General features: G+C 45.0%; 12 protein-coding genes and 1 pseudogene. 9 read left to right on the forward strand and 4 right to left on the reverse strand.

Annotated features, from left to right (window positions below; translation table 11 throughout):
• Window positions 1–455: 455 nt before the first annotated feature.
• Window positions 456–665, forward strand: coding sequence for a hypothetical protein (locus I1H34_RS15645; protein ID WP_212661960.1), 210 nt, complete (start codon window positions 456–458; stop codon window positions 663–665).
• A 247-nt stretch (window positions 666–912) separates the two neighbouring features.
• Window positions 913–2,259 (forward strand): carboxyl-terminal processing protease CtpB, encoded by a 1,347-nt coding sequence (ctpB, locus tag I1H34_RS15650; RefSeq protein WP_249369288.1) that lies wholly within the window; start codon window positions 913–915, stop codon window positions 2,257–2,259.
• A gap of 157 nt (window positions 2,260–2,416) precedes the next feature.
• On the opposite strand, the gene psb28 is transcribed toward ctpB, so the two are convergent.
• Both psb28 and dapB read right to left on the reverse strand, forming a co-directional pair.
• Window positions 2,417–2,752 (reverse strand): photosystem II reaction center protein Psb28, encoded by a 336-nt coding sequence (gene psb28 / locus I1H34_RS15655; protein WP_212661962.1) that lies wholly within the window; start codon window positions 2,750–2,752, stop codon window positions 2,417–2,419.
• A 236-nt stretch (window positions 2,753–2,988) separates the two neighbouring features.
• Complete coding sequence (dapB, locus tag I1H34_RS15660) at window positions 2,989–3,816, reverse strand: 4-hydroxy-tetrahydrodipicolinate reductase (protein ID WP_212661963.1); 828 nt, start codon at window positions 3,814–3,816, stop codon at window positions 2,989–2,991.
• A gap of 155 nt (window positions 3,817–3,971) precedes the next feature.
• Between dapB and I1H34_RS15665 the strand changes: the two genes are divergently transcribed.
• The 6 genes from I1H34_RS15665 to I1H34_RS15690 all read left to right on the forward strand — a co-directional run bounded on the left by I1H34_RS15665 (window position 3,972) and on the right by I1H34_RS15690 (window position 13,111).
• The gene (locus tag I1H34_RS15665) at window positions 3,972–6,617 is read left to right on the forward strand and encodes a TIGR03960 family B12-binding radical SAM protein (RefSeq protein ID WP_212661964.1); all 2,646 of its coding nucleotides are present in this window, start codon (window positions 3,972–3,974) and stop codon (window positions 6,615–6,617) included.
• Between the two features lie 156 nt (window positions 6,618–6,773).
• Window positions 6,774–7,910: a glycosyltransferase family 4 protein gene (locus I1H34_RS15670; protein ID WP_212661965.1), complete on the forward strand. Its 1,137-nt coding sequence runs from the start codon at window positions 6,774–6,776 to the stop codon at window positions 7,908–7,910.
• A 15-nt stretch (window positions 7,911–7,925) separates the two neighbouring features.
• A complete protein-coding gene (locus I1H34_RS15675; RefSeq protein ID WP_212661966.1) occupies window positions 7,926–9,170 on the forward strand; it encodes a glycosyltransferase family 4 protein in 1,245 nt (414 codons plus the stop codon).
• Window positions 9,171–9,235: 65 nt separating this feature from the next.
• The gene (locus tag I1H34_RS15680; protein WP_212661967.1) at window positions 9,236–10,366 is read left to right on the forward strand and encodes a glycosyltransferase; all 1,131 of its coding nucleotides are present in this window, start codon (window positions 9,236–9,238) and stop codon (window positions 10,364–10,366) included.
• Between the two features lie 177 nt (window positions 10,367–10,543).
• Window positions 10,544–11,707 (forward strand): glycosyltransferase family 4 protein, encoded by a 1,164-nt coding sequence (locus tag I1H34_RS15685; protein ID WP_212661968.1) that lies wholly within the window; start codon window positions 10,544–10,546, stop codon window positions 11,705–11,707.
• Window positions 11,708–11,734: 27 nt separating this feature from the next.
• Entirely contained in the window at window positions 11,735–13,111 is a 1,377-nt protein-coding gene (locus tag I1H34_RS15690) for a hypothetical protein (RefSeq protein WP_249369290.1), read from the forward strand.
• Window positions 13,112–13,201: 90 nt separating this feature from the next.
• Here I1H34_RS15690 and I1H34_RS15695 read toward each other — a convergent pair whose 3' ends face one another.
• Window positions 13,202–15,055 carry a tetratricopeptide repeat protein gene (locus tag I1H34_RS15695; RefSeq protein ID WP_212661969.1) on the reverse strand — a complete coding sequence of 618 codons (1,854 nt, stop codon included), beginning with the start codon at window positions 15,053–15,055 and terminating at the stop codon, window positions 13,202–13,204.
• Window positions 15,056–15,188: 133 nt separating this feature from the next.
• On the opposite strand from I1H34_RS15695, the gene I1H34_RS15700 reads away from it, so the two are divergent.
• Window positions 15,189–16,133: a ribonuclease Z gene (locus I1H34_RS15700; protein ID WP_212661970.1), complete on the forward strand. Its 945-nt coding sequence runs from the start codon at window positions 15,189–15,191 to the stop codon at window positions 16,131–16,133.
• 33 nt (window positions 16,134–16,166) lie between these two features.
• Here the strand turns inward: I1H34_RS15700 and I1H34_RS15705 are convergent.
• Window positions 16,167–17,558: pseudogene (locus tag I1H34_RS15705) on the reverse strand (ISKra4 family transposase).
• Between the last annotated feature and the right edge of the window lie 22 nt (window positions 17,559–17,580).

Raw genomic sequence — 17,580 nt, forward strand, 5'->3', positions numbered from 1 at the left:
ACTTGAAAAGTTTCTATGCTCCCTAGTATCTTCTTTCTGATGAGGAGCATCGACCGTATAACCACTGATTCTTGTGTTTTTTATTCTTTAACCAGTAGTTAAATTGAAGATACAAGTAAAGCAGAGTGTAACGGAAAGGTAGATACGGCAAGCACTAGCGCATATTTAGGATGAGTGGTGCCGAGCTGCTCAAAATGACTAGATAATGGTGATGTTTCATCTCATCAACTAACCCTATGACCGTAAAATTACTGAGTATTGGAACAATAATTGCATCAGCACCGATGCAAAATTCATTACAGTCCATCTTCTTGCGGAATCAAGAGGTTGAGCCGAAAAGCTATGAACTTAATTTTGTTCATCTGCTGATCAATAGGACTTAAGAAGCCTTTTTGAGATCGATCCAATACAATAGCTGTAAGTCTAACGATAACCTGGGGATACTCAGTTCCTATATGGCACCAAGACGACGAGCTAAGCGTAAACGGCTCTTTCAGCAATCTCGACTAACACGCTCCAATAAACCCCGATGTGTGGTTTGTGAGGAAGAATTTGATTCCCCAACCCTTAGTGTTCAGCTTGGTAAAGGACGGGCTCATCTTCTCTGTGCAGGACTCGCTAGGATAGGATTAAAAGGCCTAGCCCGCTCTTCTGGGCGCTGGTAAGGCTGCTCCTAGCGTCCTGATCCTGGGTTTATGAATTTTTTAGAGGATGTGATGGTTTCTAGCTCTTTCTGTCCATCCTAATGACAATTGCTGTGGGGTTAAAAATCTTCAAATCAATAGCACTTTAGCTGTTCAGTGAGTTTCCACTTTCTTGCTTTGGCAAAGATGGCAGGTTCCTTTGAACGCTTGACCTCGGTAACCATTCTTTCTTCTTCGGTATATGAATCAATTATTCAAGCTCCGTTCGATGACTCGTAGCCATGGAATTTGGAAAAGTGTTGTTTTAGTTCCTGCAACAGCCATCACCTTTTTTCAACCTTGTTTAACGAGTGAAGCCCAAGCCACCCTTGAAGATAGTCCGAAGGTCGTCTTGGATGAAGCTTGGCAGTTGGTCAACCGCTACTATGTTGACGGTACGTTTAATCAGAAGGATTGGCAGGCAACACGTCAGACTTTGTTAAGTGATCAGTATGCCTCTAAGCAGCATGCCTATTCTGCGCTCCGTAAAGCCTTAGCAGTATTGGATGATCCCTATACACGGTTCATGTCTCCCCAAGAGTTTAAGGCGCTAACAACACAGACTTCAGGTCAGTTGTCTGGCATTGGTATTCGGTTAGAGCAGAATGAGACTACAAATGCAATTACAATCATTAAGCTTTTGCCTAACGCCCCTGCATTAAAGGCTGGCTTAAAGGTTGGAGATCGTATTGTTGCTATTGATGGCAACAATACTGATGTCATGGATCTCAAAGATGCTTCCAGCTTAATTCGAGGAGAGATTGATACTGCGGTCAAGCTACGGATTAGTAGAGCTGGGCAAGATCCCTTTGACATGGATATTACCCGAGATGTGATTGAACTCCCTACGGTACATACCAAAGTCAAACAGGAAGGGAATAATCGCGTTGGCTACATTCGTTTGCTGGAGTTTAGTGCACATGCCTCCGAGCAAATGAAAACGGCGATCGAAGAACTTGAGGCTCAAAAGGTCGATGGCTTTGTGCTCGACTTAAGGGGGAATCCGGGAGGACTACTTAATGCCAGTATCGAGATTGCTGAAATGTGGCTCAATCGAGGATTTATTGTTCACACCATTGATCGGAAGGGCAAGCAAGATGATATTCGGGCACATCCCACTGCGCTGACAAAGCGCCCCTTGGTAGTTTTGGTTGATGGAGATTCTGCCAGTTCTAGCGAAATTTTAACAGGCGCTTTACAAGATAACCATCGAGCAAAAGTGATTGGAACGTCAACGTTTGGGAAGGCTTTAGTTCAATCTGTCCACAAACTATCAGATGGCTCAGGAATCGCGATTACGGTGTCGCAGTATTTCACCCCAAATGGGACTGATATTAGCCATACAGGTATTACTCCCGATATTCCTGTGAAGCTCACTCCGGAACAATTGCAAACTCTTTACTCAGATCCAAGTCAACTGGCTACTTTTAATGATCCTCAATATATGCAGGCGATCCGAAGTCTGCAGCAATCCATTCATTCACATAATGGGCAGAATCAAAATTCTGTAGCAGTGCCCAAGCAGAACATAAAAACTGAATCGGTTAATCATGCTCAGGCAGATCCTACGAAGTGAATTAGCTAGGACTGTTCTGCAATTTTAGTATTAGGCAATCCAGAAATGGGTAGAAAATCCCAACAGTCGCTGTGCAAAGGCCTATTCGAATGTATATATTCTGTTGCACAGCGAAGTGACTTGACGGAAAGGTGATTCGTTGAGTAATAACTGCTACCTAAGCTTTTGAAAACCCTAGACCGTGGGATTCTGCATAACGATTCATAAATCTCATGAATCGGTTCCATTCTTCCTCAGATCTCATATCGTAGTTGGCTTCAATCGCGTGAGGTTTACCATTTACGAATTTTGCGTTCACGTCTATAGTGGATAACTCTCCTTCCTCATCTAGCAAATACATACCCATGACATCCAATTTCCCTTCTTGGATCAGATTTGGGTTTTCGAAGTAAAAAATAGCTCGGCCTGAAGTACCATCTTTAGCTCGCGTTAACCGTACGTCAGGGATGACCTCTTCATCAACGCCCCGGATAAACTGAATTGCTGCTGACATAATGTGAGTTGAATATTTTAAGAACAGTTAAGTTGTCTTTAACTATACTCACATACTCGACCTTAATGTTCCATAGAAGCCACCAATAAGCATGCAAGTCTTTGCCAATATTGGCCTGTTAGAAATTAGGCCATAGAGGGTAATCATAGACAAACTTTTTCGCCCCAATTTGAGCTTCTGTCGGCCTAGAGGGCCTTCCCAATAGTGTTACGGGTATCGCTAAATTTTTAGGTGAGTTACAGGATTTTCTCCAAGCCGTAAATCAGAGTTTGTAACTGGGTAACTTTGCGAATGGAGAGCAAAACACCGGGCATATAGCAAGCACGATCGCTTGTGTCATGCCGCAGGGTATAGAGTTGACCCGGGGCACCAAATAGGACTTCCTGATGAGCTATTAATCCAGGCAGCCGAATACTATGAATTCGAATATTCTCGCTACCTAAACTGCCCCTAGCTCCTGCTAAATGCTCTTGTTCTTCGACGAGGGCGGGGTTATAGGTTTTACCCAAGTCACCGAGTAGCTGAGCAGTTTTAACGGCGGTTCCACTGGGTGCATCTGCTTTTTGATTGTGGTGGAGTTCAATAATTTCAACATGGTCAAAATATTGAGAAGCTTGAACGGCTGCCTGTTGTAACAGCACCATGCCAATGGAGAAGTTGGGAATAACCAAACAGCCCATACTGGCTTTTTCAGTAAATTCGATCAGATCGTTCATCTGCTTATCACTGAGTCCGGTGGTGCCGATCACGGGAAATACACCATATGCGATCGCAGATCTAATATTGCGGTAAACAGAGCTGGGATGGGTAAAGTCCACCATGACACAGGGCTGTTTTTCTTGAGCTGCTGCCGCCAAAACCGGTTCGAGTTCGTTGGTCAGTTCAATATTTAAAGTTTCAAGGCCAACCAGTTCTCCCGCATCTAAACTAAACACTTCAGGATTGTGGTCAACGGCAGCGTAGAGTCTCAAATCATCCGCCTGAACCACGGCTTTGATCACTTCCCGCCCCATTTTGCCAGCGGCTCCAGTGACGATAACGGGAGTTGGCGTTGCATTTGTCATGGTTGAACTGCTCGATTGACCTACTGATTTGACTTTATCAATATAGAGGCCATTCTGAATTGAGAGGCATAAAAAATATGACGGCTGATCTCTGACTCGAGTTGTCCCTCGTTATAGTAGATTTGAACGGTTAACATTGAAGTTTGAGATTGCCTGTGCCTGTAGCTGTTGAATCGCTAATTACGCCTGACATTATGAAGCCCGCTCGTTACCTAGGTAACGAGTTAGGCGCTGTGCATAAGGCTTGGGATACGGCTGCCGTGCGGTGGGTATTGACCTACCCCGAAGTGTACGAAGTCGGGGCATCTAACCTTGGGCATATTATTCTCTACAACATTTTGAACGCCCAGCCGCGACAATTGTGCGATCGCGCCTATCTCCCGGCTGCGGATTTAGCCGCCAAATTGCGAGAGACCGAAACGCCACTCTTTGCCGTTGAGACCAAGCGCTCCCTGGCTGACTATGACATTTTGGGCTTTAGCCTCAGCTATGAACTCGGTGCTACCAATATTCTAGAGATGCTGGATCTTGCTGAAATCCCCTTAACTTGGCAAGAACGCAATGAAGCAGATTGGGGTAAGGCAAACATTGCCACCTATCCACTGATTTTTGCTGGGGGGCAGACCGCCACATCTAATCCCGAGCCCTATGCAGATTTCTTCGATTTCGTGGCCTTGGGGGATGGCGAAGAGCTACTCCCTGAAATCGGCTTGATTTTAGAAGAAGGCAAAGCCCAAGGGTTAAGCCGTCAAGCCGTTTTGTTAGACTTAGCCCAAATCCCTGGCGTTTATGTGCCTCAGTTTTACGATATGGCTGACGATGGGGCAGTCCATCCTAACCGCCCTGATGTGCCTAAACGAGTCTTACGGCGGGTGGCTGATCCTATGCCTGCCTACTCCATTGGCTTGGTCCCCTACGTTCAGACTGTCCATGATCGTCTGACGATTGAAGTGCGGCGGGGCTGTACCCGTGGTTGTCGTTTTTGCCAGCCAGGCATGCTGACCCGCCCCGCTCGGGATGTTGAACCGGAACAGGTGGTGGATGCCATTGAGACGGGAATGCGAGAGACGGGGTATAACGAGTTTTCGCTCTTGTCCCTGAGCTGTTCAGACTATTTAGCACTCCCCTCTGTAGGGATGGAAATCAAGAATCGACTAAAAGATGAAAATGTCTCCCTGTCTTTGCCGAGTCAGCGGGTGGATCGGTTTGATGAAGATATTGCCAATATTATTGGTGGAACTCGCAAGACGGGCTTGACCTTTGCCCCCGAGGCCGGCACTCAGCGGATGCGGGACATCATCAATAAGGGCCTCACCAATGAGGAGCTGTTGCGGGGGATTAAAACTGCCCATGAACAGGGCTGGAGCAAGGTCAAACTCTATTTCATGATTGGCTTACCCGGCGAGACGGATGTCGATGTCTTAGGCATCGCTGAAACGATTCGGTGGCTGCGCCGAGAATGCCAAGGTCAAGGCAAGCGACGTCTTAACTTCAACATCACCATTTCTAACTTCACCCCTAAACCCCATACCCCGTTTCAGTGGCATTCCGTGTCTACCCAGGAATTCCAGCGTAAGCAAGATCTCCTGCGGGCTGAGTTTAGGCGCTTAAAAGGGGTGAAGGTAAACTTCACGGATGTGCGGATTTCGGCAATGGAAGATTTTGTCGGCCGAGGCGATCGCCGCTTGGCTCCGGTGGTTAAACGAGCCTGGGAACTCGGGGCTGGCATGGATTCCTGGTGGGAGAATTTAGGTCAGGCATTTGAGGCATGGACCGATGCGATCGCAGAAGCGAATCTCACCTGGAAATATCGCCAAGTCGAACAAGGAGAATGGAATCTATTTGATCTTTCATCTCTGAACAACGAAGCCTCTTCACAGAATATTCCTCAACCTCTCCAGAATTTAGACACGTCCTTACCTTGGGACCATCTGGATACAGGCATCGATAAACAATGGTTGCAAGACGATCTTAAGCGAGCCTTAGAAGCAGCGACTGTCCCTGATTGTTCCTTCGAGGGTTGCTCTCACTGCGGGGTCTGTAGCGTTGATTTTGGTCATAACGTCGTTATTCCACCTCAACCGATTCCTGCTTTTGACGGCAACTTCGTTCCCAACCAAGATCGTGTTCAACGCATTCGGGTCTGGTTCGGTAAGCAAGGAGATATGGCATTGGTTAGCCATCTTGATTTACTGCGACTATTGGACCGTATTGTGCGGCGAGCTCAAATTCCTATCGCTTACACGGGAGGATTTCATCCCAGTCCTCGAATTGCCCCAGCTAACGCCTTGATGTTAGGGGCCACCAGTTCAGGTGAGATCGTCGATTTTGAGCTAACGGAATGCGTCAATATTGAGACCTTTCGACAAACGCTAGATACGTTTTTGCCTACTGACATCCCTATCTATAAAGCTGAAGTCATTGATCTCAAAGCGTCCTCTGCCACTCAATCGGTAGGGCAAGCTGAATATTTGCTAACCGTCACAGCCAGCGATGACTCATCCATCGATGCTGAGCAATGGCAAATCTGGCTCGATCAAATCTGGGAGGCAAAAGAAATTTTGTTTGAGCAAACGACCAAATCTGGGAAAAAGAAAGTGGTCAATTTGCGTGATCGCCTTTTCTCCTTGAATTTGGGTTCAGTTAATCCAACTCAAATAAACTATATTGGCAGTTGCCGTAATGATGGGACTATCCTGCGCCCAGAGCATCTTATGTTTATGTTGGAGCAGATCAGCGAACAACAGATAGTATTGGCACAAATTCATCGCTGCCAGTTAATTCTGTCAAATATGTCATAACTCAAACTTGACAATATCCATTCTGCATTTGGGGGTAATCTGAAAAAGTAAGAGCCATGATTGAAATGTATGAATAATACGAAGCCCAAATAAACCTCATATACGCCTTACTAGTTGATGTCTTGAGTTTGGAACTGCTCTACCCCCATACCTGAAATGAAAAATCTTCGTATTGCTTGGCTTTTAACTTCAGCAGCTGACTACTGGCATCCGATGCTCAAAAGCCTCTCAGATATAAACCCTGATACTCAGGCATTTGTGGCAAATTGGAGAGGATTTGCACCCGGATATGAAAATGCCTTCAAAGTTGACATTGTCGGTGAACGAAAGGTTGTTGCCTTACGAAAATCAACGGCTAGTTACGGCGACAATTTCACGGTCATGCCCCTAAATATTGTCAATCGCTTACTAAAATTTAAGCCTGACGTTATCTTCTGCAACTCCTTTGGCGTTTGGACTATCCTGGCACTCTTGTCTAAACCCATCGGCAAATGGCGGGTCGTGATTGCCTATGAAGGCAGTTCACCAGGCGTTGATTATCGTAATTCGAGCCTTCGATTATCTATTCGCAAAGCGATGGTCCAGGCAGCGGATGCCTGTATTACCAATAGTCATGCTGGCAAGAAATATTTAGAAGAATTCCTCGCAGCGTCTGCTGAGCTCGTTCATTTACATCCTTATGAGGTGCCGTCCGGCAATGCCCTCCAAGCCTCTTCGGCAGGGGAAGATTTAAGTCATCTTGAGTTTAAACGACCCATTTTTATATTTGTTGGAAGTGTCAGTGTTCGCAAAGGGATTTCTTTACTCCTCAAAGCTTGTGACGCTTTAGTCCAAGCCGGGTGTCAGCCTTTTACAGTGATGATTGTGGGAGATGGCGATCAGCGGCAAGAATTGGAGGAATATTGCCACACTCATAGCTTAGAAGACTACATCCAATGGATAGGAAAAGTCGATTATCAGAAATTAGGGGCTTATTTTGATTATGCAGATATATTCGTATTACCGACTTTGGAAGACACATGGGGGATGGTTGTCTTAGAATCCATGGCTGTAGGTAAGGCCATTCTTTGCTCCCAGTTCGCTGGAGCCTCGGAGCTGGTAGCAAATGATGATAATGGCTATATATTCGATCCCAATGATACAAATGCGTTTGCATCTGTAATGAAGAAGTTTGTAGATGATCCATCCTTAAGTCAGCGTATGGGAGAACGATCATCACAAATCATGGCTCAATATACTCCTGAAGCCGCAGCAGAATTCCTTGCTAGCGTTGCTAAAGGCACATTGCAATAAAGGTGATTTCTGCTAATGTCTCAACGCTTGAATGTGTTGATTTCTGCTTATGCCTGCCGACCCCATGAAGGATCTGAGCCTGGAGTGGGTTGGAATTTGGTGCTTGAATTATCCAAGTACCATCGTATTTGGGTATTAACTCGAGGAAATAATCAAGTCCCTATAGACACTGAACTCAGTCAACATCCTGTTGCAGATCTCAACTTTATCTATTGTGAACCATCGCAAGTTCTAGCCAAGCTGAATCAAAACCTCAGAATTGTTCACCTACACTATTATCTCTGGCAGTTAAAAGCCTACTGGGTAGCCAAAAAATTACATGAAGAAGTCAATTTCGATATTGTCCACCATGTGACTTATGTTCGATATTCAACCCCAAGCTTTCTGTCTTTCTTACCCCCTCCTTTCATTTGGGGGCCGGTAGGTGGCGGAGAAACCACGCCTGATAAGTTTTGGCAAAGTTTCAGCCTTCGGGGAAAGATCTATGAAATCCTTCGTGATTCTGCCCGTCGACTAGGAGAAGTAGATCCTTTTGTCCATCAGACAGCTGTAAGAAGTTCCCTTGCCCGAGGTACCACCCAAGATACCGTGGATCGGCTAAAGGCTCTCGGTGCTTCTGAAGTAGAGGTTTATTCGCAATTAGGATTGTCTACAAGCGAAATTGCCACATTAAACCTCAAATCGAATAATCATAAGCGGACAACGCGATTTGTCAGTATTGGGCGTTTACTACATTGGAAAGGGTTTCACTTGGGGTTGCAGGCCTTTGCACAAGCTAATTTACCTGAAGATACCGAATATTGGATTATTGGTGATGGCCCTGAACGTCAACATTTACAACAACTAGCAACAACACTTCAAATTGATCACCAAGTTAAATTCTGGTCTCAACTCTCTCGAGAAGAAACTCTTAATAAGTTAGGGGAATGCTTGGCATTGATCCACCCGAGTTTGCATGAGTCTGGTGGTCTTGTATGTCTGGAAGCAATGGCTGCAGGGTGCCCAGTCATATGTCTGAACATAGGAGGTCCAGCCATTCATGTAACGGAAGAAACGGGTTTCAAAATTTCTGTACAAACTCCACAACAGGTCATTGATGATTTAGCAGCTGCCATGGTACAAATTTCTGGAGATTCAGATCTTTGGCAACGCTGTAGTCAGGCGGGTCAAGAGCGTGCTCAGACCCAGTTTAGCTGGGAAAGTAAAGGGTTGGCTCAAGCTCAGCTTTACCAAGAACTCTTGGAAGCCGCTTACCCATAACCTAATGATTTCCCTCACAGATTGATGCATTTTGCCCTCCAGCAGGTAGAGAGTCGCTTTTTCTGATGAATATCATTATTTTTAATAGTTTATTATTACCTCCATCTCAAACTTTCATCCGAGATCCAGCAGAAAAACTAGAGCGGTTTACGGCCTATTACGTAGGGTCTCGCAGAGTTGAAGGACTGGAATTACCGTTAGAGAGGACATTGGTTGTTAATCAAGGTAATCTTCTCGGCAAGATTGAAGAACAGGTATTTAAACTAACCGGTTTTGCTCCCCAACTTTATCAGCAGATCAAGGCATTGAAACCAGCACTGATCCATGCTCAATTTGGTTTAAGTGGTGTACTCATGCTTCCTTGGGTCAAAGCTCTGGATATTCCTCTGATTGTTCACTATAGAGGAGCAGATGCCACTATATCTGAAGCAGATTCGAAGTACACTTCATTGAATCATTGGCTGTACTTTCAGAAAAAAGAGACCCTCAAGAACAAAGCGCAACTATTCCTCACCGTCTCTCAGTTTATACGCCAGAAACTCATAGCTCAGGGATTTCCTGAAGACAAGATTCTCAACCATTATCATGGTGTTGATATCCAGAAGTTTTGGGCAGATCCAAACATTGCTCGTGGACCCATTGTCTTGTTCGTGGGACGTCTTACCGAGAAGAAAGGATGTAAGTATCTGCTTGAGGCCATGTCTATGGTCCAGAGAGAATGCTCTGATGTTGAGTTAGTCATCATTGGCGATGGGCCCCTCAGATCTGAGTTAGAAACAATAGCTCAAAAGAGTCTTAAAAGATATCAATTCCTGGGGGTTCAGCCACCAGAAGTAGTGAAATCCTGGATGAATCGAGCACGCCTATTAGCAGCACCTAGCGTTACGTCGTCAAAAGGAGATGCAGAAGGATTACCGAATGTTGTTCTGGAAGCACAAGCGATGTCATTACCGGTTGTGAGTACAGTGCATGCTGGAATCCCTGAAGCCGTTGTTGATGGTGTAACTGGCTATTTATCCCCAGAGGCTGATTCCCAAGGCCTAGCTAATTCTATGGTGCGTCTATTTCAAGATCACACCCTATGGCAAACCATGAGTTATAAAGGGCGTGAACATGTTGAAACCCAATTTGATCGAGCAAAACAAACTAAGGTATTAGAAGGAATCTATGAATCTGTTTTGAGTGGCGAAATCTAGAGCTTTTTGACCATCCCTGCAACTCTCTCTGATAAATCTGGGTCAACGAATAGGTCGTAATAGTAGAAGGTTGTTTTTCCGCAATTCAGTCACCGCATAAGGGTGAGACCATCGATCTTGACTTTAATATCTATCGGCTTGCATTAATTTTTCTTGGATTTTGAAATAGGCCACTGTATGCGTATTCTTAGTGTTCACAACTATTACAAAATTCGAGGAGGTGAAGACGAATCTTGTAAATCTGAGAAATCTCTATTGAGAGAGATGGGACATCTCGTCGATGAATATGAGAAAGACAACATTTCGATCCCTTCATATCGGAGTTTACAACTCGCTGCCCAAACAATTTGGTCTCAAGAGTCCTACCGAGCGGTGAGGAAGAAACTACAACAACACTCTTATGATGTTATTCATGTCCAAAACTCTTTCCCTTTAATTTCACCTTCTGTCTATTATGCCGCACAAGCAGAAGGGGTCCCTGTCATCCAAACAATCCGAAATTATCGATTGTTATGTCCCAATGCTCTATTTTTTCGCCAAGGGAATGTCTGTGAAGACTGTCTCAATAAGGCTATCCCGTTGCCTGGAGTAATCCATGGCTGCTATCGAAATAATCGCTTAGCGAGTGGCATTACCGCAGGCATGATCAGCATCCACCGTTTGCTGAAAACATGGGATCGAAAGGTAGATAAGTACATTGCACTGACTCACTTTGCTAGGAATAAATTAATCCAAGGTGGTTTGCCAGCCAATAAGATTATCGTCAAACCAAATTTTGTTAACCCAGATCCTGGTGTCGGCTCCGGCAAAGGCGAATTTGCTTTATATGTGGGTCGGCTATCCGTTGAGAAAGGTCTAGACACGCTATTGTCTGCCTGGGATAAGTTACATTCCCCTTTTCCCCTTCGCATTGTTGGCGATGGACCTTTATCCGAATTAGTTCTTGACAAGATAAAAGAGTCTCCCCATATTTCCTGGTTAGGCCGTAAATCAATTGATGAGGTTCACCAACTAATGGGTGAAGCCTCCTTTTTGATTTTCCCCTCTAAATGGTATGAAACCTTTGGTAGGGTGGCGATAGAAGCCTTTGCAAAGGGAACTCCAGTGATTGCTTCCCAGATTGGTGCAATTGCAGAATTAGTAGAACATAAGAGAACTGGCTTACAGTTTCAGCCTGGTGATTCTCTAGATTTAGCAGAGCAAGTTGAATGGGCTCTTTCTCATCCTGATGAACTGCAACAAATGCGAATAGAAGTCCGAAAAGAGTTTGAAGCGAAATATACAGCAGGGGCTAATTACAAACAACTCATTGAAATTTATCAAATGGCTGCCAGTAATTAATGCCTTCTAAATTTACAAATTAAAAAAATGAGTATTAATCAATTTACGAATATTAAACGCCAAAATTATTATAGAACTTCTACACTTATCCTGGTAGCTTTTGCGACAGCATTTTTGCCTCGTATTATTACCACTGTGGGTGCTCCAAAACCACTAAATTTTCTTCATTTCATTGCTGTTCCATTTGCTTGTATTCTAGCAATTTCGCAAAGTAAATCTAAAGATGCCAAACAAATTAATATTGCTTGGCTAGTTATTGCTGGGTTATTAGTCTACCTAACAATCATGACTGCTAGCGCTCTGATCAATCAGGCTGGAATTATTAATTTGGTGGTAGATTACTTGCTTAAAGTAGAGCCTTTCCTCTTGCTTTTAGCTATAACAAGTATTCCTCTATCTATCCAGAGTTATGAGTTTATTCGGAAATGGTTGATCCGATTTTGCTTCTCTCATATCTTTTTGATATATGGCCAATACTTTTTATTTATTGTGCTCGGACGTCATCCTAAAGCAGGCAATCCAGATTATGTACAAGGAATATTTTATGAATCTGGATCAGGACATGTTGTTGGTGCTTCGGTTGGATTGACCTTTGGGTTATATTATTTTTTCTTTGCGAAGGCGGCACCCATTTGGATCAGAATATCGGTGCTATTTGCAACCTTTTGGGGAATGCTCCTGGCAGATGCAAAGCAGGTATTATTCACTTTTATAATTGCGGGTGGGATTTTATTTCTTTCGAAGACTAAAGATATTGTTGAAACCCTTAAATACCTGATTCCTGGTCTTATTTTCACGGTTGTTTTTTTGTGGTGTGTCCAGAACGTACCTGCTTTTGGAGCCTTTAACACTTGGATGAGACCAGACATATATGGTTCTGATGGTGAAGCAACGTTATTAAAAACAGCTTCTTTACGAATCATTCCTACTTTCTATGAGACTCCATTGAATATGTTTCTGGGTTTAGGCCCAGGACATTCTGTCGGTAGGCTAGGGGGCTGGATGTTGCGAGAGTATGAAGATTTGCTAGCCCCTCTAGGCTCTAGCATTCATCCGGCAAGTGGTGCCGTTTGGGGCGCTGTAAGTGATAGTTGGCTAGGAGATCAGTCCAGTATGTTCTCACCCTTATTCGGTTGGGCAGGGATCTGGGGAGATACAGGATTGTTTGGCTTAGGTGCTTATTTATTTCTGTATATTTTGGTTTTTATTTACTTATGCCAGGATGACTTCTCCAAATTCTGCTGGCTAACTGTTTTAGCCCATGGCTTAATTTTTTCACAAATGGAGGAGCCAGGTTTTATGCTGTTTATCGTCATGATTATCGGTTTGCAGTGGCAGTACAAACGAATTAAGGAGCTTCATCTCAAAGAGCTACGGTATTCTGCCTATTCCCAAAACTATTAGATTCTGGCCCATACTTTTTCTTGACCTCCTCAAACTATGGGCCTGTCTTTTTATCAGAATGGGTTGTTCAAGAAATGTAGAGTTTATGTCCTAAGCTAAGGATTGCCGATATTCTGCTAACAGTTTTGGTAAATAATCATAACCATCAACGCCAATAATCATCAGCAATTGCTTTCGAAGATGACTTAGGTATTCCTGAAAAGCCTCGGGACCTAGCTGTCCATAAAGGATGCTGAGTAAGCCAGCGGGTTGACGCCAGGTTGATGATTCGATTTGAAACATTAAGTACATGGCTAAGCTACCGGTGTAAATAGCATTTTCAATATTTCCGAGTTCACGATAGGCTTCTGCTAAGTAGCAATAATTGAGGCTGACCAGCCATTGATCGCCAATAATTTCGGCGATACGTGTTCCTTGCTCAAGGATTGTAATGGCTGCTTGATATTTACCCATGATGACTAGCACGATGCCCAAGCTGTTAGTACACAACGCCTGACTGGGACGATCTCCCAGTTGCTCAGAGAGTTGTAGACCTTGCTCTAAATAAGGAAGGACGTTTTCATATCGCTGAGTATCTAATGGGTCTTCGGCCTGAATATGGAGAACTTCGCTATAACCAAAGTTGGCGAGAGCATTAGCTTCTCCCAATCGATCTCCACCTTGACGGGCAAGAATTAAGGCTCTCTGGCTGCTGGTGATCGCTGCAGAATACTCATGTTGTGAGAGATAGGTTCGACTTAAGTGGTTATAACTAGCAACCTCACAACGGAGATCTTGGGCCACACGAGCAATTTCCAGCGATTGCTCATGAAAACTGAGGGCTAGGTCATCGTGGCCAAGAGCTTGTTGTGTATACCCCAAAAGGATGAGAATACGAGCTTTTATGCCTGTGTTAGGGGTTTGTTTCAAGGGACTATCCAGATAGTCTAGGAGGGTTTGTAGCGATTCACCTGAAAGGGCTGTAAACAATCCACCGTATAGGGGGAAGTAGGATTGTTGAGCAAAGTGGACTAACCCTTGCAATGCCATTTGAAAACAGGCTTCGGTCAGAATGGGTTGTCCTAATTGTTGAGACCGTTGTGAAAGCTGCCCCCAGACAATGGTGAAGGTTAAGTAGGTAGCGATGGAAAGACGTTTGCCTGCTTTGGAGTCATAGGGTTGCTGATCAAACCAGCGGACAAGGTTAGTTTGCAGTTTTTGCAAAACTAGAGCTAATTCTAGCCAATCGCTAATCTGAACAGGTTGTCCGATTCCGGCTTTTGTAATTTCCTGATGTTGGGCCAAGTCCATAAAGACTTGCTGGAGGAATTGACTATCGACCGTCTTGGCCCAATGGCTCCAGGGACCCTGTTGTTCAGTAATATTCCCAAATCCAAGGGAGCTTTGGCTCTGGCTGTAGATCCAGTTCACCACTTGGGTCTCAATTTGTTGCCACGAGTCCAACCCTTGTTGGAGTCCTCTTGCTATCCCAATTAGAGCAGTTGATTCAGACGGTTCCAGATTATTAGGGGAGTGACTCTCTTGCTCAAGTGACTGTTTTAGCTGGCGAAGTTGGTCTAAAGTTAAAATTTCTTTCTGATTCGGATCGAGCACCATTAATAGATGCTGTAATCTCTGTTCATCAGGCGCTACCAATAAAGCCTGAACTAGATTGGTCAATACGGTATTACCCTGGTTTTGCTTTTGCCATCGTTCCCATTCACTTTGGATGGTCTTGAGGGCTCTTTGCTTACGAATGGCTTTGGCTTGCTTGAGTTCATCGTCAGCTTCTAGCAGTCCTTTAAGTGCATCTATACGCGTTTGTAAGCATCTTTCAAAGAGTTCTCCAGTCCCAGCGCTAATTTCTGCTTCTAAGATGTGGTAAATCTGCTCTTTGGAGCGAATATTGCCTTTCAACGTATCTGCAACAATCTGATCTAGGAGTTCAAGGTAGTGATCGCGCATGGGTTCATGGGTTTGAATTGGTCTTAGCCTAGCAAATACCGTTGACTAGAGAGTAGTGGCTCATTTGTTGGGGTATAACAAGGATCGGGGAAAATAGACTAAACAGTAAATCAGGTATAAGGATAGTCGGGTTTTGCAAATTACCTTTCTAGGTACAAGTTCAGGAGTGCCTACGAGATCACGCAATGTCTCTAGTGTTGCCCTTCGATTGCCTCAAAGGGCAGAGATATGGTTGTTTGACTGTGGTGAAGGAACTCAACATCAACTGTTGAGGAGTGAGTTGAAGAGCAGCCAACTCAGACGCATATTTATCACCCATATGCATGGGGACCATATTTTTGGCTTGATGGGATTGTTAGCGAGCTGTGGTTTGGCTGGTAATACGGAACGGATTGATATCTATGGTCCTGCAGGTTTAGAGGAATATTTGCAAGCTTGTCGACGCTATTCTCAAACGCATTTCTCTTATCCGATACAAGTTCATACGGTTCAACCAGGAGAAGTTTTTTCGGATCAAGATTATTCAGTTGTCTGTGCTCCGCTGAAACATCGGGTTCCGGCTTTTGGGTATCGGATACAAGAATGCGATCGCTCCGGCCGTTTCGATACTAATAAAGCCATCAGCATGGGAATACCTGCAGGACCACTATATGGGCGCTTAAAGCGGGGAGAACGCATTACTTTGCCCGATGGGCGCACTTTTTTAGGCCAAGATTTTTGTGGACCTCAAGAGGTTGGACGAAAAATTTCCTACTGCACCGACACAATCTATTGTCCAGAAGCGGTTGAGTTGTCAAGGGATGCCGATGTTGTAATTCATGAATCCACCTTTTCCCATCAAGAAGCCGAATTAGCCTATCAACGCCTGCATTCGACCTCTACAATGGCGGCACAAGTTGCCCAGACTGCAGGGGCTAAAAAACTCTTCCTAACGCACTTTAGCCCTCGATATGCCCCTAATGGTGCAACTGGGTTACAAGAACTTTTGGCGGAAGCAAGTGCCATCTTTCCCCATACCGAGTTAGCTTATGATTTCCTGAACTATCAAGTGCCTCGTCGCACACTTGCAACCGTGTAGAGGGGTTTCTGTCAACGGTTGTATCGGGCGTATTTAGCGGATCGGGGATGCCTTAGTTTTCGGAATGGTCACCTCTGGGAATAAGGAGTCAAACCGTTCATTGACCCAGGCAATTCTCAAGATCAGTAAATGGTTGAAACCATCCTCACTCCAGCGCATGCCAACTCCCTTAAAGCGCTGCTGAATCAACCACTTGCATGCACTTTCAACCATTCCTGACCCGAGAGGAATCTGTTGCTGTTCAAAGTGCCGATAACGGATGTGGTTATGATGGCGTTGGAAATAAGCCTGCACCTGGAGCAACGTTGAAAAAGACTTTCCCGTTAACAGTTGTGAGTGAATCAATATCGTCAAGGACCGTAATACAAGTAGGTGTTGCCCGTGTCGCAATTGGTGTCGCCAGTGCCGGAACCAGGCTTGGGCTTGAGCAGAGCGGGCATCTCCAAACATCGCTTTAGTTGCTCGTGCCAGATGGCCTGCTGAATGAAAAAAGTCGAGGACTGCCACAGCACAATGAGAGAACAAGGTGCGATAGACTCGCCAGAAGCCTCGTCCCCCATCACTGAGCCAGATGACTTTTGGAGCAGATTCAAAGTCTTGTTTGTGAGCTTCGAGTTGAAGTAAAGGGATGAACTGGTCGATATCGCCCAATACTGCCACCAGTCTTCGACGCAGTAATTGGGGGACCTCCTTTTTAGCTCGGGTAACCCGTGTTCCCAGGCGAGCTAAGATGGCGACTTTGACTTCTCGCCACTGGATTTTTCCCTTGGGTGAGTTCGGGGTGGGGCGAAAGGGGACCATCACACCATCGGCGGCAATGGCCAAAGGTAGAGCAGATAACATCTCTGAAATCGCTTCACAAGGGGCCTGAGTCCCTGATGATTGAGCGTTGAGTTGAGCTTCTAATTCCTGCTGAGCTTTGTTACCCACGGATTGCACCCAGTTCCACAAACTGGATGGACTCACGGATAGACCACTCCACTGACCCAGCATCCAACTGGCCAGTTCATAGGGCATGAACAGACTCAACAAGCAGCCCAGACGCACCAGTTCTTCGCTGCTGTGCTGATAGGGGGCAATCCCAATGGCTTGATCCAGGGGAGTCAACAGACTGCCTGGACATCCTTTGGGACAACGGCCCACCCGTCGCTTTCAAGAGATAGTGCCTACCAGTGTCTGCATCTGACGAGATTCCCATCCCTTCGAATGTAAGCGGGTTCCGCAGGTAGTACATACAGGCCATACAAATACTGCTTTCGCGCGCCTTGAGAGTTCATCCTCCAGAAGACAGCGAGCTAGAAACAAGCCCATTTGCAGAACGATATAAACCATCTGACTCAGGCTGGTTGATACTTTGAGTGCTTCAGTTTGTTCTAGAAATTCGTCATGGGCTAGCACGGTTAGCAATTGCGATGGTAGGGTCATGATAGTTTTTTGGTTCGGGTAC

Source organism: Acaryochloris marina S15, assembly GCF_018336915.1.
GTDB lineage: Bacteria > Cyanobacteriota > Cyanobacteriia > Thermosynechococcales > Thermosynechococcaceae > Acaryochloris > Acaryochloris marina_A.

Excerpts from the sequence above, each read along its gene's own strand:
- I1H34_RS15680 (WP_212661967.1), top strand. The coding sequence starts at position 9,236 with ATGAATATCATTATTTTTAATAGTTTATTATTACCTCCATCTCAAACT.
- I1H34_RS15670 (WP_212661965.1), top strand. The coding sequence starts at position 6,774 with ATGAAAAATCTTCGTATTGCTTGGCTTTTAACTTCAGCAGCTGACTAC.
- I1H34_RS15695 (WP_212661969.1), bottom strand. The coding sequence starts at position 15,055 with ATGCGCGATCACTACCTTGAACTCCTAGATCAGATTGTTGCAGATACG.
- ctpB (WP_249369288.1), top strand. The coding sequence starts at position 913 with ATGACTCGTAGCCATGGAATTTGGAAAAGTGTTGTTTTAGTTCCTGCA.
- dapB (WP_212661963.1), bottom strand. The coding sequence starts at position 3,816 with ATGACAAATGCAACGCCAACTCCCGTTATCGTCACTGGAGCCGCTGGC.
- psb28 (WP_212661962.1), bottom strand. The coding sequence starts at position 2,752 with ATGTCAGCAGCAATTCAGTTTATCCGGGGCGTTGATGAAGAGGTCATC.
- I1H34_RS15685 (WP_212661968.1), top strand. The coding sequence starts at position 10,544 with ATGCGTATTCTTAGTGTTCACAACTATTACAAAATTCGAGGAGGTGAA.
- I1H34_RS15645 (WP_212661960.1), top strand. The coding sequence starts at position 456 with ATGGCACCAAGACGACGAGCTAAGCGTAAACGGCTCTTTCAGCAATCT.
- I1H34_RS15690 (WP_249369290.1), top strand. The coding sequence starts at position 11,735 with ATGAGTATTAATCAATTTACGAATATTAAACGCCAAAATTATTATAGA.
- I1H34_RS15675 (WP_212661966.1), top strand. The coding sequence starts at position 7,926 with ATGTCTCAACGCTTGAATGTGTTGATTTCTGCTTATGCCTGCCGACCC.